At 61.1% G+C, this 24,030-nt stretch carries 17 protein-coding genes, 1 rRNA gene and 1 pseudogene; 2 read left to right on the plus strand and 17 right to left on the minus strand.

Annotated features, from left to right (window positions below; all coding sequences use genetic code 11):
* The 5 genes from EKN07_RS12575 to argH all read right to left on the minus strand — a co-directional run.
* Nucleotides 1-193, minus strand: a 16S ribosomal RNA gene (locus tag EKN07_RS12575); the annotation flags it as partial.
* A 750-nt stretch (nt 194-943) separates the two neighbouring features.
* Entirely contained in the window at nt 944-2,200 is a 1,257-nt protein-coding gene (tyrS, locus tag EKN07_RS08120) for a tyrosine--tRNA ligase (protein ID WP_108715683.1), read from the minus strand.
* Between the two features lie 118 nt (nt 2,201-2,318).
* Nucleotides 2,319-2,783 carry a hypothetical protein gene (locus tag EKN07_RS08125; RefSeq protein WP_125482454.1) on the minus strand — a complete coding sequence of 155 codons (465 nt, stop codon included), beginning with the start codon at nt 2,781-2,783 and terminating at the stop codon, nt 2,319-2,321.
* 239 nt (nt 2,784-3,022) lie between these two features.
* Entirely contained in the window at nt 3,023-3,670 is a 648-nt protein-coding gene (locus EKN07_RS08130; protein ID WP_108715685.1) for a DNA-3-methyladenine glycosylase, read from the minus strand.
* Complete coding sequence (gene argH, locus EKN07_RS08135) at nt 3,670-5,094, minus strand: argininosuccinate lyase (RefSeq protein ID WP_240611193.1); 1,425 nt, start codon at nt 5,092-5,094, stop codon at nt 3,670-3,672. Before argH ends, EKN07_RS08130 begins: the two co-directional genes overlap by 1 nt.
* Nucleotides 5,095-5,153: 59 nt before the next feature.
* Here argH and argF point away from each other — a divergent pair, with 59 nt between their 5' ends.
* Entirely contained in the window at nt 5,154-6,143 is a 990-nt protein-coding gene (gene argF, locus EKN07_RS08140; protein WP_108715687.1) for an ornithine carbamoyltransferase, read from the plus strand.
* 291 nt (nt 6,144-6,434) lie between these two features.
* On the opposite strand, the gene EKN07_RS08145 is transcribed toward argF, so the two are convergent.
* From EKN07_RS08145 to EKN07_RS08195, 11 genes and pseudogenes are all read right to left on the minus strand, one after another.
* A complete protein-coding gene (locus EKN07_RS08145; RefSeq protein ID WP_108715688.1) occupies nt 6,435-7,193 on the minus strand; it encodes an NADPH-dependent oxidoreductase in 759 nt (252 codons plus the stop codon).
* Nucleotides 7,194-7,342: 149 nt separating this feature from the next.
* A complete protein-coding gene (locus EKN07_RS08150; RefSeq protein WP_126146135.1) occupies nt 7,343-8,584 on the minus strand; it encodes an argininosuccinate synthase in 1,242 nt (413 codons plus the stop codon).
* Nucleotides 8,585-8,697: 113 nt separating this feature from the next.
* Entirely contained in the window at nt 8,698-9,189 is a 492-nt protein-coding gene (argR, locus tag EKN07_RS08155) for an arginine repressor (protein WP_126146136.1), read from the minus strand.
* Nucleotides 9,186-10,367 carry an acetylornithine transaminase gene (locus EKN07_RS08160; protein ID WP_126146137.1) on the minus strand — a complete coding sequence of 394 codons (1,182 nt, stop codon included), beginning with the start codon at nt 10,365-10,367 and terminating at the stop codon, nt 9,186-9,188. The genes argR and EKN07_RS08160 overlap by 4 nt, the downstream gene beginning before the upstream one ends.
* Nucleotides 10,368-10,603: 236 nt before the next feature.
* Nucleotides 10,604-11,488: pseudogene (gene argB / locus EKN07_RS08165) on the minus strand (acetylglutamate kinase); the annotation flags it as partial.
* On the minus strand, nt 11,485-12,642 hold the full coding sequence (argJ, locus tag EKN07_RS08170; protein ID WP_126146138.1) for a bifunctional glutamate N-acetyltransferase/amino-acid acetyltransferase ArgJ: 1,158 nt from the start codon (nt 12,640-12,642) through the stop codon (nt 11,485-11,487). The gene argJ and the pseudogene argB, both read right to left, overlap by 4 nt.
* Nucleotides 12,639-13,685, minus strand: coding sequence for an N-acetyl-gamma-glutamyl-phosphate reductase (gene argC / locus EKN07_RS08175; RefSeq protein ID WP_126146139.1), 1,047 nt, complete (start codon nt 13,683-13,685; stop codon nt 12,639-12,641). Before argC ends, argJ begins: the two co-directional genes overlap by 4 nt.
* 55 nt (nt 13,686-13,740) lie before the next feature.
* A complete protein-coding gene (locus tag EKN07_RS08180) occupies nt 13,741-15,354 on the minus strand; it encodes a GTPase (RefSeq protein WP_164546639.1) in 1,614 nt (537 codons plus the stop codon).
* Entirely contained in the window at nt 15,351-17,075 is a 1,725-nt protein-coding gene (locus EKN07_RS08185; protein WP_126146141.1) for a dynamin family protein, read from the minus strand. The genes EKN07_RS08180 and EKN07_RS08185 overlap by 4 nt, the downstream gene beginning before the upstream one ends.
* Nucleotides 17,072-18,391 (minus strand): histidine--tRNA ligase, encoded by a 1,320-nt coding sequence (hisS, locus tag EKN07_RS08190; RefSeq protein WP_126146142.1) that lies wholly within the window; start codon nt 18,389-18,391, stop codon nt 17,072-17,074. Before hisS ends, EKN07_RS08185 begins: the two co-directional genes overlap by 4 nt.
* A 153-nt stretch (nt 18,392-18,544) precedes the next feature.
* Nucleotides 18,545-19,276, minus strand: coding sequence for an MBL fold metallo-hydrolase (locus EKN07_RS08195; RefSeq protein WP_126146143.1), 732 nt, complete (start codon nt 19,274-19,276; stop codon nt 18,545-18,547).
* 285 nt (nt 19,277-19,561) lie between these two features.
* Between EKN07_RS08195 and EKN07_RS08200 the strand changes: the two genes are divergently transcribed.
* The gene (locus tag EKN07_RS08200; RefSeq protein WP_126146144.1) at nt 19,562-20,914 is read left to right on the plus strand and encodes a DUF349 domain-containing protein; all 1,353 of its coding nucleotides are present in this window, start codon (nt 19,562-19,564) and stop codon (nt 20,912-20,914) included.
* A 678-nt stretch (nt 20,915-21,592) separates the two neighbouring features.
* Here EKN07_RS08200 and EKN07_RS08205 read toward each other — a convergent pair.
* Entirely contained in the window at nt 21,593-23,902 is a 2,310-nt protein-coding gene (locus tag EKN07_RS08205; RefSeq protein WP_126146145.1) for a bifunctional (p)ppGpp synthetase/guanosine-3',5'-bis(diphosphate) 3'-pyrophosphohydrolase, read from the minus strand.
* Nucleotides 23,903-24,030: the final 128 nt, after the last annotated feature.

Genomic DNA, 24,030 nt, shown 5'->3' on the forward strand with positions numbered 1-24,030 from the left:
CACCAAGGGAATACCCGGTATTAGACCCCGTTTCCAAAGCTTATCCCGAAGAAGAGGGCAGGTTACTCACGTATTACTCACCCGTTCGCCACTAACCCACCCCAACCCAAAAGCCAGAATGAGCCCGTTCGACTTGCATGTGTTAAGCACGCCGCCAGCGTTCGTCCTGAGCCAGGATCAAACTCTCCACAAAAAACAAAAAGAGAGCCAAACCCAACCCAACAAAAACAGCAACCAACCACCCACCACAACAGCAGACAGCCAGCCACCAAACAAAAAACAAAAACCAGACACACTATCAAGCACCCAAACACCACACCCACACCCCAGAAGACCTCGGCGTTACCGCCTTGGCCTCCGGAAGGGGCACTCAGCGAGTCTACCAGATTTCGCCTGTCGCGTCAAACGCGACCGCTCGATTCCTTCGAAGAACTCGCCACCCCAGAGCACACTGAACCCGCAGATTTTCCTCATTGGATTCCGCCGCGCTCCGGCAGCAGATAAGAGACTACTCAGCTGGCAGGACCTGGTCAAGCCAGGATCGGGTGAGACAGCCCACGCGCGCCTTTCCGCTGCAATCTTCGCTATATGGGCTAGTCACGTGGCGGGCCGCCATGGAATCGAGTCTGGCTACACCGCCCGCCACCGGTCGAAGAACCATTTGCCTCTTCGTAGATCGCTCCGTCGGCAGGTTCCGCGCCTGATGCGTTCTGGCGGCGCTGATCGTGGCCGGGGCACGGGCCGCGAGGCTCCCCTCGCGCCTTGCCTTCCGAGCCTTCAGATGAACACACGAAGGACGGGTCAATACGCAAGATGACGGCTCCGAGTACATTGCCTACGGCGCAGGCAAAGTCCGTGCCCCGATACCAGCGGGAACGGCCCGATGCCTACGCCGATGCGAAGAGAGCCAACTGCTTACATGAACAACTGGGACGGGCAAGCCCTATTGCACCCGCGCCACCGCAAGGTTCTTCTTGCCCTTGCGCAGTAGCACGATGCCGCCAGGTAAAACATCGCCGCTGCGCACCTCCTGACCATCGACCACCTTCCGGTTGTTAACGTAGAGTCCCCCGGAGGCAACGGTACGTCGTGCCGCGCCGATGCCCTTTTCGAGTCCGGCCTGAACAAACGCGTTGACGACAGGCTCCCCAAAAGCGATAGTCGCCTGTGGCAACTCGGCCACGGCATCGGCCAGGGTTTCGGCATCCAGCGCGCTCAACTCCTCACCGCCGAATAACGCCCGGGATGCCGCAATGACGCGCTCGGTGGCATCGGCTCCGTGGACCCACGTCGTCACGTCCTCCGCCAGAATGCGCTGTGCCTGCCGCGCCGCCGGGCGCTCCTGCACCATTCGCTCCAACTCCTCAATTTCCTCCCTTGTGCGGAAGGTGAAGATTTTGAGCATACGTATAACGTCGTCGTCGGCGATATTGAGCCAGAACTGGTAGAACTTGTATGGGCTGAACATCTCCGGGTTCAGCCAAATTGCCCCACCCTCCGTCTTACCGAACTTCGTGCCGTCCGCCTTGGTAATAAGCGGGTTGGTAAGAACATGCACGTCGGCGTTCTCCACCTTGTGGATGAGTTCCATTCCTCCCACAAGGTTGCCCCACTGATCATTGCCGCCCACTTCCAGCGTGCAACCGTAACGTCGGTACAGCTCCAGGTAGTCGTTGGCTTGCAAGATCTGGTAGCTGAACTCCGTGAAGGAGATGCCCTCGTCGCTGGCGAGCCTACGTGCGACGATGTCCTTTGCGAGCATCGTGCCAAGACGGAAATGCTTGCCCAGGTCACGCAGGAAGTCGACCGCGCTCATGGACGCCGTCCAATCAAGATTGTTGACGATACGCGCCGGATTCTCCCCCTCGAAATCGAGCAAGCTCTCCAGTTGTCCGCGCAGAGCGTCCGCCCACCGCGCCACCACGTCCTTCGTGTTCAGCGTGCGTTCCCCCTTGGCACGCGGATCGCCGATAAGACCCGTTGCTCCCCCTACCAACGCCAGCGGATGGTGACCCGCCAACTGCAGGTGCCGCATAACCTTCACCGCCACCAGATGACCGTGATGCAAAGAGGGCGCGGTCGGATCGAAACCGCAATAGTAAGTGACCGGCCCGTTGTTCAGAGCGCTGCGCAGCGCTTCCAAATCGGTGTGCTGAGCAATAAGCCCGCGCCACTGCAGTTCGTCGAGGACGTCAGTCACTTCTCCGCCTTTCCTACGGTTGGGCCCGACCATCGGGCACATGCCTAAGTCTGCCCTGTCAGCACTAAGATCGCTAATCTCGCCCTGCGCTTGGTCTACCCGCCCACGTCCTTTGCCATCATCGACGTACGAGCCGTTGCAATTCGAGTACCACCTGCATAGGAATTTCCGTGCCGGACATGCGCGGAGTCCACCGCACACCGGGGGCAACAAGCCGCAACATGCTCAATGGCACCGGGGCGTCTAACTCCATGAGATCCGTGAACTCTATATCGACGTAGCCCGTCTCACGAGAGCGCGCCAGCGGATTCCAATGCGGTCCCAGACGGATCTCACTGCAAATCTCCACAAGCGCCACCGCACCGCGTGGAGCCTGCCCGACCTTGACGACGACGCCGCGGTCTCCCGCGGCCATGCCGCGGCGACGCGCCCCGGTGTTCCATCTAGAACGAATCCGCGCACCAGCATCCAATTGCGGAATCCAGCGCCGCCAGTCAGGGTAAGGGTCATAGGCCAGCTTCGGATTCACCAGGAAAAGGAACGCCCGTTGCTCCCTCTCAGGCTCAGGTTCTCTCTCAGTCACCACGGCACCGCTTCTTTCTCACCGCAACACTGCCGCCCTCGGTGCGGTGGTGACCCGCAATACCGGCTGCACCGACGCTGGCGCTGCATCAACGGGTACGGCTGCCGACTTCAACCGAGCCGATTCCATCGCCGATCCGGCACTATCAGCACGACCGACGCCGTCCGCGCAAAAGGCCCGCACGACGGACGCAAGGCCCCCACCGAGGCGCCCGCTAATCACTTGCGCTCTCATAGCCTCTATGACCGCTTGGCCGAGCGACGCCGCGGAGGTGCTGCCCGACGATATGCCGACACCGTCGGGTCGCCATCAATCCAGTAGCGCCACGGGAAGGCTTGTCCGTCACCGCCAATTCCGGAGACTCCCACACGCCCACCACTGCGTATCGTGCCGGGAGCCGGTCCCTCCCTGCTCGTCACCGCGACGACGACGTCGTCCGGGGCGGCGGCGTCGTCAAAAAGCACGCCGTCGAGAGTTATCGGACTGCCATCGGCTGAGTGATCGATGCCGAGGCACCGCACCAAATTGGCAGGTCCACGCGCCAGTTCGCGATCTCTTATCACTCCCGGTCGCCGCTGACGCGCAATCTCCAGTCCCTCCACCACCTCACCGGCACGCAGAAGCACTCCCCCGGCCGTTCCTTCCGGCCACGCAACCAGATTTAGGCAATAGTGCATTCCGTAGGTGAAATACACGTAGGCATGGCCTGGAGCAAGATACAGCGAGTTGTTCCGTTCCGTCCTTCCCCGGAAGGCGTGGGAGCCGGGATCAACCTTGCCACAGTACGCTTCGACCTCCGTCAATCGAACACGCACTCCGGCAACGTCGATATAAGCGCCGAGCAGTTGCGGAGCCACCTCCACCGGACTCGCCGCCAGGTCAAGCATCAGCGCGCCACGATTCGTGACTCGGTGAAACCGCGGCGGTGTTCCACAACTGAGCGTGCCTTCGCGAGCTGTTCCGCAACGCGGACCGGGGCCGTTCCCCCTCGACCCGAACGCGCCGCTACCGCCCCGGCCACATTGAGAACATTGCGCACCTGCGCGGTCAGCCTACTATCGATACCGGCAAGGTCCTTGTCGCTCAGGTCCCACAGTTCTATTCCGCGCCGTTCGCATTCGCGCACGCAGGCACCGGAGATCTCGTGTGCCTGCCGGAAGGGAACCCCCTGCCGGACCAACCACTCGGCAATGTCGGTCGCCAAGGAGAATCCCTGCGGTGCCAGCTCCGCCATACGCTCCAGTTGCAGCGTCATAGTGGCGAGCATTCCCGCCACTGCCGGCAACAACACATCTAAGGTATCGACTTGGTCGAACACCGGTTCCTTGTCTTCCTGCAGGTCACGGGCATACGCCAGTGGAAGGCCCTTGAGTGCGGCCAGTAAGCCCGCCAAATCTCCGATCAGGCGCCCAGACTTGCCACGCGCGAGTTCGGCAACATCGGGGTTCTTCTTCTGGGGCATAATCGACGACCCGGTGGAATAGGCATCGTCGAGAGTGACGAAGCCGAACTCCTTCGTATTCCAAATGATGACCTCTTCGCTGACACGAGAGATATCGATACCGATCTGCGCCATGATGTACGAGAACTCGGCCACGACATCTCGCGAGGACGTGCCGTCGATTGAGTTCTCGCTGACAGTGGCGAAACCGAGGTCCGCGGCCACGCTTTCGGGATCCAGCCCCAGAGTGTTGCCCGCCAAGGCTCCCGAGCCGTACGGACTGGCTGCCGCCCGCGCATCCCAGTCCACAAGCCGGTCGATATTGCGCAGCATCGGCCAGACGTGGGCGAGTAACTGGTGAGCGACCAACACCGGTTGGGCGTGTTGCATGTGCGTTCGGCCCGGCATCACGGCGTCTCCGGCAGCCGCGGCCTGCGCCACCAGCGCGTCAACGACGTCGAGGAGCTTACCACCGACAACACGGGCCTCGTCACGCAGGTACATGCGGATCAAGGTGGCGATCTGATCGTTTCGGGACCGCCCGGCCCGCAGTCGACCTCCGAGTTCGTCTCCCGCTCGCTCCAGGAGCCCGCGTTCCAATGCTGTATGTACGTCCTCATCATCCGGAGCGGGAACGAAAACACCCGCCGCCACATCCCTATCGAGTTCGTCCAGTGCAACGAGCATGGCACGCAGTTGGTTGCTGTCCAAAAGTCCAGCGGCATGCAGCGCTCGCGCATGCGCCCGTGAACCCGCAATGTCATAACGTGCCAAACGCCAGTCGAACTGCGTGGAACGCGAGAGCTCGGTTAGTGCATCCGCCGGAGCGCCGGCGAAGCGGCCACCCCACAGTGCGATGTGATTACTCATAGTGACCATGTTATGCACCCGGCTGTGTTCGTGGTGTAGGCGCCCGCTACACTTGCGGCATGGATCTCAAGGGACGCTCTTTCCTCAAGGAACAAGACTTCACGCCGGATGAGTGGCTGTCATTTGTCGATCTGGCCGCGCAGCTCAAACACGAGCGGCGAACCGGAATGGAGACTCAGCGACTGGTCGGCAAGTCCATCGCGCTGATTTTCGAAAAGACTTCCACGCGTACACGTTGCGCCTTCGAAGTCGCGGCATTCCAGCAGGGTGCACACACCACGTACCTGGACCCGCAAGGCTCTCAGATCGGCCACAAGGAATCCATCGCCGATACTGCGCGTGTTCTGGGCAGAATGTTCGACGGCATTGAATTCCGTGGTGATCGCCAAGCCGATGCCGAGAAATTAGCGCAGTACGCGGGTGTACCCGTCTTCAACGGCTTGACCGATCACTGGCATCCCACGCAGATGCTTGCCGATGCACTGACGATTCGTGAGCACACGAATAAGCCGTTTACCGAGGTTGCGCACGCGTATCTTGGCGACGCCCGTTTCAACACCGGCCGTTCCTTGCTGGTATCTTCCGCGATGCTCGGAATGGACGTGCGGATCGTGGCACCCGAGGCCTACCAGCCCGATGCGCAGGCCGTGGAAATCGCGCAAGAGGCGGCGAAGATCACCGGCGCACGGATCACAATCACGGACGATGTGGAAAGCGGCGTGCGCGGAGCCGATGTGGTCTCCACCGATATTTGGGTATCCATGGGTGAGCCGAAAGCGGTGTGGCAAGAGCGCGTCAATATCCTGCGCCCCTATCAGGTCAATAGGGCCGTTATGGATCTGACAGGCAATCCGGATGCAATTTTCATGCACTGCTTGCCATCATTCCACGATCTTGAGACCAGCGTCGGCAAAGAGGTCTACGAACTCACGGGAATGGAGGCCCTCGAGGTAACCGATGAGGTTTTCAACAGCAGCCGCTCGGCCGTTTTCGACCAGGCGGAGAATCGTATGCACACCATCAAGGCAGTGCTAGTTGCGACGCTGTAGGCCAGCACTGTAGCGCATGCTCGCCAGAAGACCTCCGACGCTCATGCCGGGCTGGACGCGGGCGCAAACGTACACGGCAACCCATGTTTGCTGGACGCGGCAATGTGCATTAGTCGGGGCATCCTGGGCTCGACGCGCCACGTACACTTATCGCGCCACGTACACTTATCGCGGCCTTGTGCGTTCGATGCGAGCATTGCGCCGCATCGTGGGAGCACCGACTTGGCCATGCTATGCCTCCACACGCCATAGCATGGCCAAAGATCGCAGGGGCGTTATTCGCCCCGGGTCTCACAGCGCCAGATCGTAGCCCTGTTTGCGTACTACGCGCAGCAGTTGCGCACGGTTCGGCTTTACCACCGCCATGCGTGTGACCGTTTGCTTGGTGAACGAGTCCACCGCACGGCCCGGTTCGCGCAGGTCATAGTACGTCTGCAGGACGTCGTCGTAATCCACCAGCGCCTCGCCCCACGACTCCGGCTCGGCGTAATGGTTCTCCATCACGCGCAGTTTCATCTCCATCCGCGGCTTCAGCTGCGGTTCCTGGGCCGGTGTGCCAATGCACAATCCGACCACCGGGAAGGTCAGCGGTGGGAGAGCTAGTAAATCAATCACACGCTCGGCGTCGTTGAGAATGTTGCCGAAGTAATTGGTTCCCAGCCCCAGCGATTCCGCGGCGACAACTACGTTTTGTGCCATGAGGCAGGCGTCGGTGAAACCTTCCGTAAAAGCATCCATGGATGCCGGGCCGGGTCCGGGCGCGTCCTGTTCTTCCAGAATGCTCTGTGATCGATGCGTATCTACGATGAAAATCCACAGTTCGGGAGCTTCGGCCATATACGCCTGTGTCGCGACCTCTGCAAGATCCTCCCGTAGCGCCTGATCCGTTACACGGATGATTGAGGCATGCTGCATATTGCGCGACGTAGCAGTGCGCCGCGCCACCTCTAGCAGCTGCTCAAGCTGCTCGGGCGGAATCGGCTGCGTGCCGAACTTACGAATTGTTCGATGGTTCAACTGGCTGGCAATCGTGCTATTCAACGGGTCCATGCCCCAAGTATGACATCCCCGCAGCTGTCGCGACCATGCCTGGCACATTCCAGAGTCGACGGTGGTGACGACCAAGTAAACGCAATCCGGCACCCACTGCGAGCTAGGGCCTCGGCGGGCACCGGATCTACGTTATTCAAACAGGAGAATCAGTGGAGATTCGGCTTCCCCATGGCCTCACCGCGCCCGAACCGGACGTCGCGGGCGGCCGCCAGTTTCGAGGTCAGACCGAAGATCTCGATGAATCCCTTGGCGTTGGCCTGGTTATACGTGTCCCCGGCATCATACGTGGCGAGGTTGAAGTCGTACAGCGATGTGTCCGAGCGGCGGCCGGTCACAACGGCGCTTCCACCGTGCAGTGTCATCCGGATATCACCGGACACGTACTCTTGCGTGTCGTGAATGAAGGCGTCCAGAGATCGCTTCAACGGCGAGAACCACTGCCCCTCGTACACCAGATTCGTCCATTGGTCGGAAACGGTACGCTTGAAGCGCGCTTGGTCACGATCCATCGTGACATTCTCCAACTCCCGATGAGCCGTGATCAGCGCCATGGCGCCGGGAGCCTCATAGATCTCACGCGACTTGATACCCACAAGCCGGTCTTCGACGATGTCGATGCGGCCAATGCCCTGCGCACCAGCGCGTCGGTTCATCTCCTGAATGGCCTCCAGTGGTGTCACGGCCCGGCCGTCAATAGCAACCGGGATGCCTTTGTCGAATGTGATCGTCACCTCGTCGGGTAGCGGCGGATACGTCGGATCATCGGTGTAGTTGTAAACGTCCTTCGTCGGAGCATTCCATAGGTCCTCGAGGAAGCCCGTCTCAATCGCCCGCCCCCATACGTTTTGGTCGATGGAGAACGGGTTGTGGTGAGTGGTCTCAATGGGCAGCTTATGTTCATTAGCGTAGTTGATGGCGAATTCACGCGTCATGGCAAGATCACGGACCGGTGAAATGCAGGTCAGATCGGGTGCAAGCGAGGTGATTCCGTTTTCAAACCGTACCTGGTCATTGCCCTTACCGGTGCACCCGTGAGCCACCACGGTAGCGCCGAACTGCCGCGCTGCGGTCACCAGATGCTTGACGATAACCGGCCGCGAGACGGCGGAAATCAGCGGGTAGGCATCCATGTACAGGCCATTGGCCTGAAGTTCCGGCATGCAGTACTCGGTCGCAAACTCGTCGCGCGCATCGGCCACATACGCCTCGACCGCCCCGCAATCCAGTGCCCGTTGCCGCACCGTCTCAAGGTCTTCGCCTCCCTGTCCGACGTCGACGGACACGGTGACTACTTCCATTCCCGTCTGCTCACCGATCCACCCAATGGCCACCGACGTATCCAGGCCGCCCGAATAGGCAAGAACGACACGATCCTTGTGTTCCGACATCTCATCTCCTTGTATCTTCCGGCCCGCGCCGGAGCGTTTCTCATTATGCTTGACTTCACCGCCCGACGGCGGACAGCTCATTTCTCGAATATCGGCCGCGTGCGCGCTGCGTGCTAGGCCAATGCCAAAAGTTCGCGTAGTAGCCTCTCCGCCTGCCTCTCATCGTTGGCGATTACAAGGACGGTGTCGTCGCCGGCGATGCAGCCCAGCACGCCGTCCAGCATGGCCCGGTCAATTCCCGACGCCAGCAGTTGTGCCGCTCCGGGCGGCGTGCGCAGAACGACTTGATTGGCGGCATGTTGCGCGCTGATCAAGACCTCTGAGCACCATCTATCGAGCTGGGCGCGTGCGCCCTGCGCGGCAGCAACCGTTTCCCCCGGATCCGGGATCTGATACACCTGCTGACCGGAGCTGTTTCTTACTTTCACCGCTCGCAACTCCTCCAAATCGCGCGAGAGGGTCGCCTGAGTCACGGAGATTCCTTCGTCTGCCAGACGCGTGCGCAACGCTCTCTGGGATCCAATGGCATCCTTGGCCAATAGCTGCACGATGAGAGCCTGCCGTGCAGCGCGGGTCGTAGGAATCGCGACCTGCGACGCACTCATAATCCGGCCTGCAGTTCTGGTGCCAGTTCACTCATGGCGGCGACGAAGGGCGCCAGGTCTTCTTGCGTGACCACCAGTGGAGGTGCCAGCCGGATAGTCTGCGGATTCGGCGCGTTTACGATAATTCCCCGCTCCAGCAATGAGTCGCGTGCGCGAGCCGAGTCATTGACTTCGACCCCGAGGAGCAAACCGGCGCCGCGCACCCGGTATCCACATTCTTGCAACTGTGCAGCCAGCCAGGTACCGACCTCCCGCACATGTGGAAGCAACTTCTCCACCTCTTCCAGCACAACAAGGGAGGCCGCACTCGCCACCGGATTTCCACCGAATGTGGAACCGTGACTACCCGGGCCGAGTAGACCGGCAGCATTTCCCACCGCGACGCAGGCCCCAACCGGGAAACCGCCGGCCAAGGCCTTTGCCAAGGTGACGACGTCGGCGCGCACATGCTCTGCTGAGCAGAGCCACCGACCGGTTCGCCCCACGCCTGTTTGCACCTCGTCCATCACAAGTAGTGCGCTATGAGCATCGCAGAGTTCCCGCGCACGTATTAGTGCCTGCTGACTCAGTGGGATGACCCCGGCCTCTCCCTGAATCGGCTCGATGAACAGTGCGGCGACGTCGTCATCAAAGGCTTCTTCCAACGCCTGCGCCGTCGGCTCGACAAATGTGACATTATCGGGCAGCGGGACAAAGGGATCACGCATTGCGGGCTTTTCCGTGACCGACAACGCACCGAGTGTGCGCCCATGGAATGAGTGTGTTAGTGCCAGCACCCGGCCACCGGGCTTATGCAGCCGGGTCACCTTCAATGCGGCCTCATTGGCCTCGGTACCGGAGTTGGCGAAGAAAACCCGGAACGAGGCGCCGTCGTAACCCTCCGCCGCAAAAATGCCGCGCAGTCTTTCTGCCAGTTCCACCTGAGGCGGCGTCGTAAAGAAATTCGACACATGGCCGAGTGTGCGCATTTGCGTTGCCACCGCTTCGACCAGGCGCGGGTGCGCGTATCCGAGCGCGTTCACCGCAATGCCACCCAGCAGGTCGAGATAAGGCGTGCCTGCGTCATCCCACACCGTCACGCCTTCGCCTTTGACCAGCGCAAGCTGCGGCGGGCCGAAGGTATTCATCACAACCCGGCCGTACCGCTGGCTCAGCGTTGTTTCCGGTCTCGCTGTCATTCTGATTCTCCCTGGTGGGCCATATCTTTTTCTGAGCCCTCTCCAGGGTCTCGCTCCATTGTCCCGTCTGGTTCGGCCGCCCCGCCATGCCCGACCGCGACGTTCGATTCGCCTGCCACGCTGGTTTCCTTGTCAGAAATCCGCGCGACTGCCGGAGAATCTCCACCCTGCCTGCGGTGCGCATCAGCAGCCTTCTGCTTCTCCGCCGCCAGCCTGTGCACGTCGCCATCCCAGGAGACAACCGTTCCAATCCCGGCGTTGGTAAACACTTCCAACAACATGGAATGCGGCATGCGCCCATCGATGACATGTGCACGGGGCACGCCGCGATCAACCGCACGCAGCGCGGCCTCCATTTTCGGCGCCATGCCAGAGTCCAACGACGGTAACAGCTCACGCAGTCGACCGGCAGAGATCTTGTCGATGAGAGATGACTTATCAGGCCAGTTCAGATATAGACCCTCGACATCCGTCAACATGATCAACTTCCGGGCTCCCAATGCCACCGCAATCGCGCTGGCTGCGGTATCAGCATTCACGTTCAAGACGTCCTGCGGTCGCTCCACATCCACCGCCACCGTGGAGACAACCGGAATCCGGCCTGCATCCAGCAACTGACTGATGGCCTGCGGATTGACTTCGACGATGTCGCCCACATGCCCCACATCAACCAATCGTCCGTCGATCATCGCCCTTCGCCGTTGCGCGGTCAGAAGCCCGGCGTCCTCTCCGGACAGCCCAACCGCATACGGTGCATCAACATTCATCAAGGACACAATCTCGCGCTGCACCTTACCGGTTAGCACCATACGCACGACATCCATGGTGTCGCTGGTAGTCACACGCAGTCCGCCGCGGAACTCGGATTCGATGCCAACACGCTCCAACATCCGATTGATCTGCGGACCGCCGCCGTGTACCACCACCGGGCGGATACCGACGTGGTGCAGGAAGGTGACATCTTGCGCAAATGCCGCCTTGAGTTCTTCGGAGAGCATGGCATTTCCGCCGTATTTTATGACGAAGGTCTGACCTTCGAACTCCCGAATCCAAGGCAAGGCCTCGACCAGCACCTCGGTCTTCTCGCGCGCACGTTGCAGGCGATTCAGAATCTCACTCATGATGAATACGCCGAATTCTCCGTCACATAGTCATAGGTCAAATCGTTGGTCAACACGCGGACGGATTCCGCGCCTGCCTTCAAATCAATACCGATGGTCACCAAGCGATCATCCATATTGACGTTCTCACGTGGATCACCAATCCCGCCATTGCGGCATACCGTCACACCATTGATGATGACATCAACCGCATCCGGGTCAAACGGCGCACTGGCCTGGGGCACGGTACCCATTGATGCCAGAACCCTTCCCCAATTCGGATCATTGCCGAAAATGGCGGCCTTGAGCAGATTGGAGCGCGCGACGGCCCGGGCTACAGCCAAACCAGCGTCTTGCGACGACGCGCCGGTAACTTCGATCGCGATATCGTGCGAGGCTCCTTCCGCGTCCCCGATAAGCTGTGCCGCAAGATCTTGCGCCACTCTTGTTAATGCCGCGGTGAACTCCTCCGGCTCGGGGCGGTATCCCGAGGCGCCGTTGGCCAGCAGGATAACCGTGTCATTGGTAGACATGCAGCCGTCAGAATCGATGCGGTTGAATGACATCTCGACCGCCGCATCCAGGGCAAGTTGCGCGGTCTCACGACTCACCGAAGCATCGGTAGTAATCACCACAAGCATCGTCGCCAACTGCGGCGCGAGCATACCGGCGCCCTTTGCCATACCACCGATCGTGAAATCTCCGGTGAGTGCGGCCGTTTTCGGAACGGTGTCTGTTGTCATAATCGCACGGGCAGCCGCCTTTCCACCCTCATCCGTTAGCGCCTCGAGGGCCATCCCGACGCCGCGCCGGATAGCGCGCATATCCAACCGCTGCCCAATCAACCCGGTTGAACAGACGGCTACATCCGCCGCCGCCACATCAAGACTGCGGGCGACGAGGTGCGCGGTAGCCACAGCATCGGCGTAACCGGCCTCGCCCGTGCAGGCGTTGGCGCCGCCCGAGTTCAGTACCACGGCGCGTAGACTGCCGTCACTCACAGCTGAACGGGTCCACGCCACCGGTGCCGCATAGACACGATTTGAGGTGGTCACCGCCGCCGCACTGTATTCAGGGCCATCATTAACGACAACGGCGATGTCCTCGCGCCCATCTTCCTTCAATCCTCCGGCAACTCCGGCCGCACGAAATCCCTTGGCAGCGGTAACTGTCACGGTGCTACTCCATTCACGGTCAGGCCTCGGCCTTCGGGCAGGCCCAGCGCCACATTGAGGGACTGAATTGCGGCTCCCGCCGTCCCTTTCACTAAATTGTCGATAGCACATATCGCGGTCAATCGTCTCCCATCACGATCCAGAACCGCCTTGACCAGCGCTGTATTTGAGCCCTGTACCATGGCCGTGGTGGGCCAGGCCTGACTGATCCGGACAAAGGTTTCGGGGCGATACGCTGACGTATACGCGTCCACGACGTCGTCGGCAGTCGCTCCCGGCCGCACCGGAATTGACACCGTGGCAAGAATCCCGCGAGACATCGGGACAAGAACCGGAGTGAATGCCAGTGTCGTAGTTGTTCCACCTGCCGCACGCAAGTTCTGGGCGATCTCCGGAATGTGCCGGTGACTGCCACCGACAGCGTAAGGCGCACCGGATCCCAGCGCCTCGGCTGCCAGCAAGTGAGGCTTCAATCCTTTTCCGGCACCCGAATAGCCGACGGAAAGGATGGCCACAATATCCGCACCATCTGCCAGCCCCGCCTTGACCGCGGGCTGAGCGGCCAACGTTACAGCCGACGCGTTGCATCCCGGCGAGGCGATGTAACGTGATCGGCGGAGAATCTCCCGCTGCGATGGGCCCTGCGCCCTTGCCAATTCCGGCATGCCGTAGGCCCATGGCGCGGCTGCCTCGCTGCCGTAGAAGGATTCCCAGTCTGCCGCAGACTCGAGCCGATGGTCCGCACCAAGGTCAACGATGTAGCACTGCGGATTAAGGGATTGGATCTGCGCGGTGATACGCCCAGAGGTTCCATGGGGTAGGCCGAGGATCGCAATATCGGCGTCGGCGAGAACCTCTGCCTCGGTCGGCTGAACCTCCTGCTCGGCCAGCGAGCGCAAATGCGGTTGATACTGCTCCAATGCGCCGGTGGATGTTCCCGCGCATAGAGCACCGACCTCCAGATCCGGATGCGCTTCGATCAGGCGGAGAACCTCGCCTCCTGCATACCCGGTTGCTCCGGCAACCGACACCTTCCACGTCATGTGTATAACTATACGTGCAGGCGTATTATTCAGCGGTCGCGTCCAGCATCCGGCGTTAGTCGCTCTCCCCCGTGGCGCGCACACGCCGCAGGGATCCCACGCAGCTCCAGAATGTCGCATATTGCTCGCGTGCCTGCGTAATCGGTTGCAAGACATTCTCCTCCGCCTGCTGGGAGATCCCGGCCGAAAGACGCTTTGTCACGCGCTCACGCAGCCGGTCCTTTCCCCGGTCGATCAGCGCACCCGCCATGAGGGACAACATAATGCCCAGTAGCAGTCCGCCGACCGCCAGCAGAAGGGGCAGAGGGAAGATTCCCGCATACGGCGGCTCCGGCAGTCGTATGTGCAATACATCCACCAGCCATAGACCAAGCAACCAGACGATTCCAAATAGCGTGGTCAGGAAGGCCAGCCACTGCATCGCACCCAGCGGGAGCCACCACAACGGCCGACGTTCCTCCTCCAGATCTGCGCGTGCCAGGACCTCGTCGGCAGCTGCACGGAAATCCTGCGCGGAGGCGACGGCGGATTCGGCCACCCGCTCCCGCCAGACCCGCGGCATCGGGCTCACCGCCTCTTCCGCGTATCGTTGCACCGCACTGCGCGCACCCACGGCCAGTACGGGCGAGGTTGCCAAAGAGGTGACCGGGGCGATCCCCGACTCGGTGGTTTGGCGCCGCAGATGGAGGCGGGCAAGCGGATCCTCTGCACGCAGATGCCACAAGACCTTCAACGGACATGAAGTCGCTCGCTTCGCGCGCAGTTCGTAGGACCGCGCCGCCGCCTCGACAACAATATCGGAACCGCTGGCGCGCGCAATCGCAGCTCCGGCTTCCGCAAAACTCGGCTCCTGGGCAGCGCCGGGCTCCTGACCTCCCTGCTCGTACACGGCGTCCCGTAACTGGGTTCCCACCGTCCGCAGATCAGCCGCAAGCCGCTGCGCGGCCGCCTGTCTGGTTCGCGCGACGGAGAAGACGCGTTCGCGCAGCTCATCAATCCCTTCACCCGTTGCCGCCGATGTCGCCAAGACTTCGACAGTCACTCCATCGGCCTGCACCAGCTTTTGCGCGTCACTGAGTACGCAGGGCACCTCGGCGGGATCAATGCGGTCGATCTGGTTGAGAACGACTAGGAGAACAGCCGAGTGCTCGACCTGTGCTCGCAAGAAGTCCTCGTGAATTACCGCATCGGCGTACTTCTGCGGATCGAGAACCCACACAATCACATCGGAACGCGCTACCAGATACTCGGCCTGCCTCCGATTGTCTTCCTCCGTGGAGTCGATGTCCGGCAAATCCAGCAGTACTAGATTTCCCTCGTCCTCGGGCAGGTCCTCCACCGTGTGTTGATTCTCGACGCCCATCCAGTCCAGGAGAGCAAAAGATTGTCCCCGGCTGACCGCCAACGCTTCACTGGTGGTCGGGCGACGCATCGTCACCTCGGCCACGTCGTGGGCCGCAAATGCGTTCAAAAGTGAGGACTTTCCCGAGCCGGTGGCACCCGCAAAGGCAACCACTGTATGTTCGAGTCCCTGGGCTTGCCTGCCGCGCGCACGTTCCAGCAATTCGGCCGCCTCATCCGTGGCCCGGCCAGGAAGCTTTCCAACAGCGAGATTCACTGCAACATCCAGTTGCTCCAGACCGTCGACCAAGGTCACTGTGTCTGTCACCGCGATTCCTTCCCACGTGCTGCTGCAACAGCCGCAAACGCCGCCACGACGGCGTCGTAATTGTCAGAATCCAAATCGATACCGGCAACGGCATCGTCGAACGGCGCGGTATCGGCAGCCAGGAAAGCCGAGGCCCGAATAAGCAGGCTCTCGCGCGCCTGCCGTGCCATCCTCCTGACCGCATCATCGCCGAAAACGGCCTCGAGCAGTCGCTGCGCCAGCACGGCGGTTCCACCCGCCACCGCTACCTCACCACCTGTGAGCCCCGCCGTAGAAGCGAAGATGGTAATCATCAATGCTGCCCCGAGAAGGTTCACACCTACCGATAGCGCCCGGGCCGTCGCCATTCGACCGTGACCTTCCTCGCGAATCATATCGATCACATCACGTTGCCACGCCCGAATGGACTCAGTTGCTGCTTCGCTTCTTTCCACATGGCTGCGCACGTTACGGCGCGCCGCGTCCAACAGTGGCTGGGCGCCCGGAATGTTCGTCCACGCGGTGCTGATCGCGGCAAGGGTATCTTCACACTGGGCCACGAACAGGCTATGCAGCGAATCCTCAATGGCATCTTCCGTGGCAGCCCCGTCCGGCTTGCGTTTTCCGCGTATCCAACTCCCCATGCGGTCGCGCAAAGATGATACGCCGCCCTCCAGCCGTTTCATCCAAGCACCGGTACCGATGATTTCCTGCCATCGTTCCAGCACCTCGCCTCGTAGCATGCTTCCATCTCCAAGAGCAGACACAATGCTCTGTTCCGTGGCGGCGGACGCGTCCTCCACAGCGGCAGCGAGTCGGTCGCGGGTGCCGAATTGCTCGGTTAGTCCTTCGAGCACCGCCCGCCGCTGCGCCAGCAAACCGTCGACAGCTCCCCCGAGCGTCTGGCGTGCAACGGATGAACGGGCCCCAGCGTCGCGCGCAAGACCCTGCAACCAGCCACGCACAGGCGCAATGTCCTCGCGCGGGATGAAGCCCTCCTCGTCGAGGCGTTCGGTAATTGAGAACAGCGGTACGGCACCCAGTCCGCGTTCCTCGAGGCGGCGCGCCAGGTCCGGTCGTACTTCGGCTCCGGCACCCATCGGAAGCCGGTTCAGGACCACGGCCACCACCACATTACGTGCGGCCGCCTCGTCGAGTAAAGCCCACGGTATCGCGTCCGCGTAGCGGGCGGCGCTCGTCACAAAAACCCATAGGTCCGCGGCATTGAGGAGCTGCCCCGCCAAACGCCGGTTCTCCTCGACCACCGAGTCGATATCGGGAGAGTCGAGAAGCGCCAGACCGCTGGGGAGATGGTCACTTGCGGCCAAAGCCAGCTCACTGTGTGCATCTCCAGCACCGCGGTCCGCCGCCACACGCTCAAGACCGGGAAGGATACGCGTCGGCTCGAACCACTGCGCATCCTGCGTGTTATGAAGCAGAAGTGGGCGGCGGGTTGTCGGGCGGATCGCGGACACCGCAGCTACACACTCACGTACCAAGGAGTTGACCAAGGTGGACTTACCCGAACCGGTTGATCCGCCGACAACGGCTAGCAGTGGCGCATCCAACGACTTGTAACGCGGCAGGATGTAGTCGTCGAGTTGGCTGACGATGTCTCCACGCTGCTCGCGTGCTTCTGCCACCGCGGGCGTCTCCAGTGGATAGGTGGCGCGGTCCAGCGAGCCTCGCAGCTCTTCTAAGGGTTCCAGAATGTCGGAATATGACAGTGTTGGGATACTCACTCGGACTCACTTACAAGGCGCGGATAGAGGTCTTCCTCCGCCGGTTTCCACGTGGCCGGGTCGGCCGCGATTTGTTCTCCGGAACGGATGTCCTTGACCTGTTCGCCTTCCTCCGTGTTGAACCAGACATATGGGATGCCCCGGCGATCTGCGAAGCGAATCTGCTTGCCGAATCTGGAGCTGTTTGGCGAAACGTCTGCCGGGATGCCACGCCGCCGCAGTGCCATGGCCGTCCTCTCGGCATGCCTGCGTTCCTCCTCATTGTTCACAGCCACTAGCACAGCGGTCGGAACGGAGCGCGTCGCCTTGACGAGACCACGATTGATAACACGCGACACCAGGCGTGAGACCCCAATCGAAAGCCCCACACCCGGGTAGACACGCTTTCCGTCACTGGCCAATGAATCATAACGACCACCGGAACATACGGAGCCAAGATCCTCGTGTCCTACCAAGGTCGACTCGTAGACCGTCCCGGTATAGTAATCCAACCCCCGGGCGATCTTCAGATCGGCGACAACCGACCCGGGAAGCAGGTCATTCGCACCTTCAAGCAGAGCTGCTAGCTCTTCGAGTCCCTGCTCCAATAGCTCCGATGTGTAGCCCAATTCACGTACATGATCGACCACCGAGGCATCCGCACCGTAGATGTCTGCCAGCGCGAGGGCGAGACGCACCTGTTCTTCGGTGGCTCCCACCCGTTCCTGCAGCATTTCCGCCACGACCTGTGGCCCGACTTTATCTAGTTTGTCGACGACGCGCAGCGTTTCGTCCACGTCCTGGATACCGATGGCCTCGTAGAAGCCCTGCGCAACCTTGCGATTGGAAGCGCGCACGATAACGCGGGGAATGGGTAACTTACCGAGCGCATCAACCATCACCAGCGGCAGTTCGATTTCGTGGTGGAAGGCCAGTGTATCGGTGCCGATAATATCGACATCAGCTTGCACGAATTCCCGGTAGCGACCGTCTTGTGGTCGCTCACCGCGCCACACTTTCTGCATCTGGTAACGCTTGAAGGGGAACTCAAGCTTTCCGGCGTTCTCCAGCACATAACGCGCCAGTGGCACCGTGAGGTCGAAATGCAGTCCCAGTTCGGAGTCGCGCTCATCACCCTGCAGACGCCTGAGCAGGTAAACTTCCTTGGACGTCTCACCCTTGCGTAACAGTTGATCCAGTGGCTCAACAGCACGTGTTTCGATGCCGGCAAATCCGTGTAGCTCAAATGTTGAACGCAGGGTGTCCAGGATGCGCTGCTCGACAATTCGCTCAGCGGGCAACCACTCGGGGAATCCTGACAGAGGGGCAATCTTCATGGCGCATATTCTTTCACGATTCGGCCCTATACCTCATTTTGGCAGGCCGTAACAGGGCAAAAGGTAACTGTCGGCATCCATTCGATGCGCTTTCGATGCGAGGTGCATCGGCATGTGCCGACGTGGCGACGCCTCAATTGGCGTACTGACGTTCTATTCTCCAGCGGCCATCGCTTGGCGCAGGTAGTAAGAATGTCTAATCTCGCGCCCCATGGTCGAGGACGGCCCGTGCCCCGGGAAGAAGATCGTTGCCGGGTCGATAACCTGCACCAGTGTGCGCAACGACTCGGCGGCCGCCCGCGGGTCACCACCGGGAAGATCGGTACGCCCCACCCCATTGTTGAACAGAACGTCTCCGGTCAGCATAAGAGCTGTTCCCCCGGCCCACTCCGGAATTCCGGGGGCCTCACGGTCCTCGTTGATCGATCCCGAGAAGAGGAACACCGTTGACCCTTCGGTGTGTCCGGGCGCAGGAACCGCGCGTAGCCAAACTCCGGGCACAAGTTCCATCCCTCCGCCTTCGAACATGGCCGCCGGAACGCGCAAACAGACCCGCGGGCGTTCCCACTCGTGGCCCGAGAAGGTAACGAAGGCACTCGCGTAAGCCGCAGATGTACTCGTGGGGTCGTCAAGGCGGTACATATCCGGTTCCGGAATGTAGACGGGAGCGTCGCCCGCAACCAGAGCGGCATCCCATACGTGATCCGAATGCCCGTGCGTGCACAGAACGGATGCGAGTTCCAAGCCTCGCGTCTGTAAAGTCGCTTTCACCCACTGGGCCGCTCCCGCACCGGGATCAACAACCAGCGCCTGCCGTTGATCTGAATCGGCAAGGATATAGCAGTTGGCCTCGATAAGTGTTTGAGAGTATCGCAGCAGAATCATGTACCCACCGTATTACGTTGAGCACCTTCAATGCACGGAAGTTACTCATTCGGCCGGGTCATATCATTCCAGTCACGCTTCGGCTCTTCCTTCACTTGTCGCGTAGCAAGTATCACCGTGCACGGCCGCTTTGAGGCAGTACGCCATGTCCCGTCGCCTCCGCAGCCCTTCCGCTGGTAGATTATTTCAGTCAGTGGCCGAAGTCGACGGCGAAAGAACGTAGACTGGCATCGTCACTGCCGTACGAACGACGTCGACCGGCGTCGTCTCCTCTAAGGAGCCCACATGAGTGAGTCCACTCCCGCACCGAAGCCGCACCCTGTTCCCAAACCTATTCCTCGGCCACGTCCGGCCACCCCGCAGTCTTCTGGCACATCAACTCCCCTTGACGAGGCCGCAGCTGCCCGCGCCGCCGCTTGGGGCCGAGTCGACGATGATGGCAATGTCTGGCTGCGCTCCGGCGACGGCGAACGGATGGTTGGCCAGTATGCCGCTGGCGGGTCCGCCGAGGACGCGTTGTCCCTGTACATACGGCGATACCTCGATCTTGAGGCGCAGGTTACGCTGCTGACCACTCGAATTGAACACATCAGCCCCGAGGAGGCTTCCGCCTCGCTGAAGGCTCTGGACGAACAACTCGTCAATCCCGCCGTGGTCGGTGATGTTGATGCACTGCGCACCCGAGTTACCTCACTGCGTGAACGCATCAGCGCCCGTCGGGAGCAGTTGAACGCACAGCGGGAAGAGGCACGTGCCCAGGCGCTGGCCGAGCGCACGCGGCTGGTGGAGCGAGCAGAAACAATTGCCGCTGCGGATCCAGACAAGATCCATTGGCGAAACTCACGAGACGAACTCGGGCAGATTTTCGAGCGGTGGCAGGCCGCTCAGAAGGCCGGACCGCGCATCGATAGGCCCACCGAGGAAGCGCTGTGGAAGCGCTTCTCACGCGCGCGCACCCAATTTGATCGTATGCGTCGGCAGCATTTCGCAGCTCTCGAGACACAGCGCAGCGAAGTGACCGCGCGGAAGAATGCGCTCATTGAGCGCGCGGAAGCACTGTCTGCGTCGACCAACTGGAATGCGACCGCCGCCGAGTTCCGGCAGCTGATGGATGAATGGCGCCAGGCGGGCCGGACCACGCGCAAGGACGACGATAAGCTCTGGGAGCGTTTCCACCGCGCGCAACAGGCGTTTTTCGATGCGCGCTCCGCCCATTTCTCCGCCCGCGACGAGGAACTCAACGAGAATCTGGCCGCGAAGCTCGCGCTCGTCGCCGAGGCGGAGAAGATTCTGCCCGTACGCGATCCGGAGGCGGCACGCGCAACGCTGCGCGATATTGAAGACCGTTGGGACGAGATCGGCATGGTTCCACGCGGTGATATCACCCGCACCGAGGGGCGGCTGCGGGAGATCGAGGATGCGGTACGTGCCGCCGAGAACGAGCGGTGGCGGCGAACCGACCCCGAGAAGCAGCAGCGTTCCGACGGTATGGCGGCCCAGTTGCAGAAACTGATCGCTGACCTCGACGAGGAAATTGCGGCCGCGCAGGCTGCGGGTGATACCAAACAAGTAGCGCAGCTGGAGGAGAACAAAAAGGCCCGTCAGGCATGGCTTGATCAGGTCACGAAGGATCTCTGAGTCGCCTGACCTTTGAGTTCGCCAAATCTTCCGAGCTATCCAATTCGCCCTGTGGGAAGCTGCTGTTGGCGGTTTTCCACAGGGCGTTTTCCTGCCAATGCGGTGGATTGCAGATGCGGTGGGCCTGCCCCAACCGCTATGAATCATGCATGGCACAAAACGAAACAGTCAGTGGACCACAGCGAATCCTAGTCCGTGAGGGCCTGCTGGTTGAATACGCACCGGGAAGAGCCGCACCTGCGGATCTGACGACCAGACCTTGCCTCCGCGCTGCCCTACTCGTACCCCTGCTACCTGTTGGCGCCACGGCCGTTTCGTTGAGCGCGCTGTGGATCCACACCGGATGGTGGCCTCCCGACCGTCCGCCGACAGTTCTAGGTGCGCATTCCGGGCACAGTCGGCCACCTATCGTCTTGCGACGTAGCATTCCCACCGAGTATGTGCGAATGATCGGTGGACTCGCGGTGACGAACCCGGCTCGAACGGGCGCTGATCTGCTTCTAATGGAACGAACAGATGTGGCCATTGAGGGCATTCTCCGACTATTTGATACCTGCCTGAGTGTGCACGAGCTCCAGGCCCATCTCCAGCTGGAATCGCGGCGCCCGGGCCTGCCACGAGCCCGTGCCATAGCCGCACAGCTCCCCGCCTACGTGCGGCACCGCAGGCGGATTGCTATCAGGAGCGCTCACGCGCGCCTGTCCGCCCCTTCACGCCGGTGACACGGTGGGCGTCGTAGACCCCCTCGATCTTGCGCAGCTCACGTAACACCTGTTCGAGGTGGCGTGGGTCCGCCATTTCAAAGACGAAACTGCACACGGCTACGCGTTCCTTCGTAGTCGTCATGTTTCCTCGGAGCAGATTCACTCCGTGTTCGGAGAGAACACGGGAGATATCCGAGAGAAGGCCCTGCCGATCTAGCGCCTCGACTTGGACCTGAACCAGGTAGACGGCGTCGGCGCCCTCAGCCCAGGCGACGTCAATGAAACGCTCCGGCTCCTTGCGTAGCGATGTCACATTCGGACAGTCGGACCGGTGGACCGACAGTCCGTTGCCACGCGTCACGAAACCGACAATTCGATCCGGCGGCACCGGGGTGCAGCATTTGGCAAGTTTCACCATCACATCCGAGGAATCCAGGGACTGAACGACGACAGCAGAATCGCCGCCTACCGTACGTCGGTGCTGGATGCGAGTCGGAGTGACCGCTTCGGCCAGGGTCTCCTCGACGCCGGCCTCGCCCCCCTGCGAACTGATCAGACGCCGCACAACGGTCTCGGCGGAGAGGCCGCCCGATCCAATGGTTGCGTATAGGCCGGTGACGTCGTCGCAGTTCAAATCCTGCGCGACAGCACGCAGAGTGTCATGACTCATCAGGCGTTGGACCGGCTGGTTCTTGCGTCGAATCGCCTTTGCCAGTTTCTCCTTGCCCTGCTCCACGGCCTGGTCACGCTGTGAGTGCTTGAACCACGACTTGATCTTCGCGCGTGCCCGGGGAGAAGCAACGAAGTCGAGCCAGCCCTGTGAAGGTCCCGCATCGGGACTCTTCGCGGTAATGATCTCCACCGTATCGCCTGATTCGAGCCGGTGATCTAGGGTTACCAGCCGATCATTGACTTTCGCCCCCACCGTGCGATGGCCGACCTCAGTATGAACCGCATAGGCGAAGTCGACGGGTGTCGAGCCGACGGGCAGGCCCATGACCTGCCCCTTGGGTGTGAAAACGTAGACCTGGTTACCGGAGATTTCAAAGCGCAACGAATCGAGGAACTCTGCGGGGTCGGCGGTCTCGCGTTGCCAGTCCACCAGTTGCCGGAGCCAGTTCAGCTGCGTCTCCTGCTCCGATGCCTTCTCGTCGCCCTTCTTGCGGTTCGCGTTCGGGTTCTCCTTGTAGCGCCAGTGAGCGGCAACACCGTACTCGGCTCTCCGGTGCATGTCATATGTGCGGATTTGGATCTCCAACGACCTGCCTCCAGGCCCAATAACGGTGGTATGGATCGACTGGTAGAGGTTGAACTTCGGGCTGGAGATGTAGTCCTTGATCCGCCCTTGGATCGGAGTGAATACCGTATTGGCAACACCCAGCGCGGCATAGCAGTCGGGAATAGTCTCCACAAGCACCCGCACGCCGACGAGGTCGTAGATGTCCTCGAAGTCCTTACCGCGCAGAATCATCTTCTGGTAAATCGAGTAGTAGTGCTTGGGACGTCCCGTGATCGTGCATCGGATATGCGCGTTACGCAGTTCACGCTCGAGAATCTGCTTGATCTGGGTGATGTAAACCTCACGTTCTGGTGTTCGCTCGGCCACCAGCCTCTCGATTTCGGAATACACCGCAGGGTAAAGGGTGTGGAAGGACAAATCCTCCAGCTCCCATTTGATGGAGTTCATGCCCAGCCGGTGCGCGAGAGGAGCGTATATCTCCAGCGTCTCACGTGCCTTGTTTTGCGCCCGGTCTGCGGGCATGTATTTCCAGGTCCGGGCGTTGTGGAGCCGGTCGGCCAGCTTGATGAGTAGAACACGGATGTCCTTCGACATGGCGATAACCATCTTGCGGACCGTCTCCGCCTGGGCGGCTTCTCCGTATTCCACTTTGTCCAACTTGGTGACGCCGTCCACAAGCAGCTCCACCGTCGAGCCGAACTCGGAGCGCACCTGCTCCAAGGTGTACCCGGTGTCCTCCACCGTGTCGTGCAGCAGGGCGCCGACAATCGTGTCTTCGTCTAAGCCGAGTTCAGCGAGGATGGTGGCAACTGCAACCGGATGGGTGATGTACGGTTCACCCGATTTGCGGAACTGCCCTTCGTGGCAGCGGTTGGCGATATCAAAGGCGCGGATAATCCGCGCCTTGTTGACGCTCTTCGTGCCCAGCGCGCGCATAAGGGGTTCCAGAGCAGGCGGCACCGGTGAACTGCCCCGGTTCGCCAGCCAGTTCAAGCGCGAAAATACCCTGGGTGTTGTCACCTCGCCGCTTTGTTGCTCCGCCATGGAACAATGATAGCCGCCGGGAGGTACCAATGCGCTTTACCGTCAGCGATTGCCGCTCAACGGCCGCTGGCTCGCTGGCATCCCACCGCCTCGCTGGCGCCCCACCACCTGGGACACTGAACTGAATC

The sequence above is a fragment of the Actinobaculum sp. 352 genome, from assembly GCF_003957265.1.
Classification (GTDB): Bacteria; Actinomycetota; Actinomycetes; order Actinomycetales; family Actinomycetaceae; genus Asp313.

Bases quoted from the DNA above. Each gene is read 5' to 3' on its own strand.
- argH (WP_240611193.1), bottom strand. From the start codon at position 5,094: ATGAGTAATCACATCGCACTGTGGGGTGGCCGCTTCGCCGGCGCTCCG.
- argF (WP_108715687.1), top strand. From the start codon at position 5,154: ATGGATCTCAAGGGACGCTCTTTCCTCAAGGAACAAGACTTCACGCCG.
- hisS (WP_126146142.1), bottom strand. From the start codon at position 18,391: ATGAAGATTGCCCCTCTGTCAGGATTCCCCGAGTGGTTGCCCGCTGAG.
- EKN07_RS08130 (WP_108715685.1), bottom strand. From the start codon at position 3,670: ATGCTTGACCTGGCGGCGAGTCCGGTGGAGGTGGCTCCGCAACTGCTC.
- EKN07_RS08150 (WP_126146135.1), bottom strand. From the start codon at position 8,584: ATGTCGGAACACAAGGATCGTGTCGTTCTTGCCTATTCGGGCGGCCTG.
- EKN07_RS08145 (WP_108715688.1), bottom strand. From the start codon at position 7,193: ATGGACCCGTTGAATAGCACGATTGCCAGCCAGTTGAACCATCGAACA.
- argC (WP_126146139.1), bottom strand. From the start codon at position 13,685: ATGACGTGGAAGGTGTCGGTTGCCGGAGCAACCGGGTATGCAGGAGGC.
- argR (WP_126146136.1), bottom strand. From the start codon at position 9,189: ATGAGTGCGTCGCAGGTCGCGATTCCTACGACCCGCGCTGCACGGCAG.
- EKN07_RS08205 (WP_126146145.1), bottom strand. From the start codon at position 23,902: ATGGCGGAGCAACAAAGCGGCGAGGTGACAACACCCAGGGTATTTTCG.
- EKN07_RS08195 (WP_126146143.1), bottom strand. From the start codon at position 19,276: ATGATTCTGCTGCGATACTCTCAAACACTTATCGAGGCCAACTGCTAT.
- EKN07_RS08160 (WP_126146137.1), bottom strand. From the start codon at position 10,367: ATGACAGCGAGACCGGAAACAACGCTGAGCCAGCGGTACGGCCGGGTT.
- EKN07_RS08200 (WP_126146144.1), top strand. From the start codon at position 19,562: ATGAGTGAGTCCACTCCCGCACCGAAGCCGCACCCTGTTCCCAAACCT.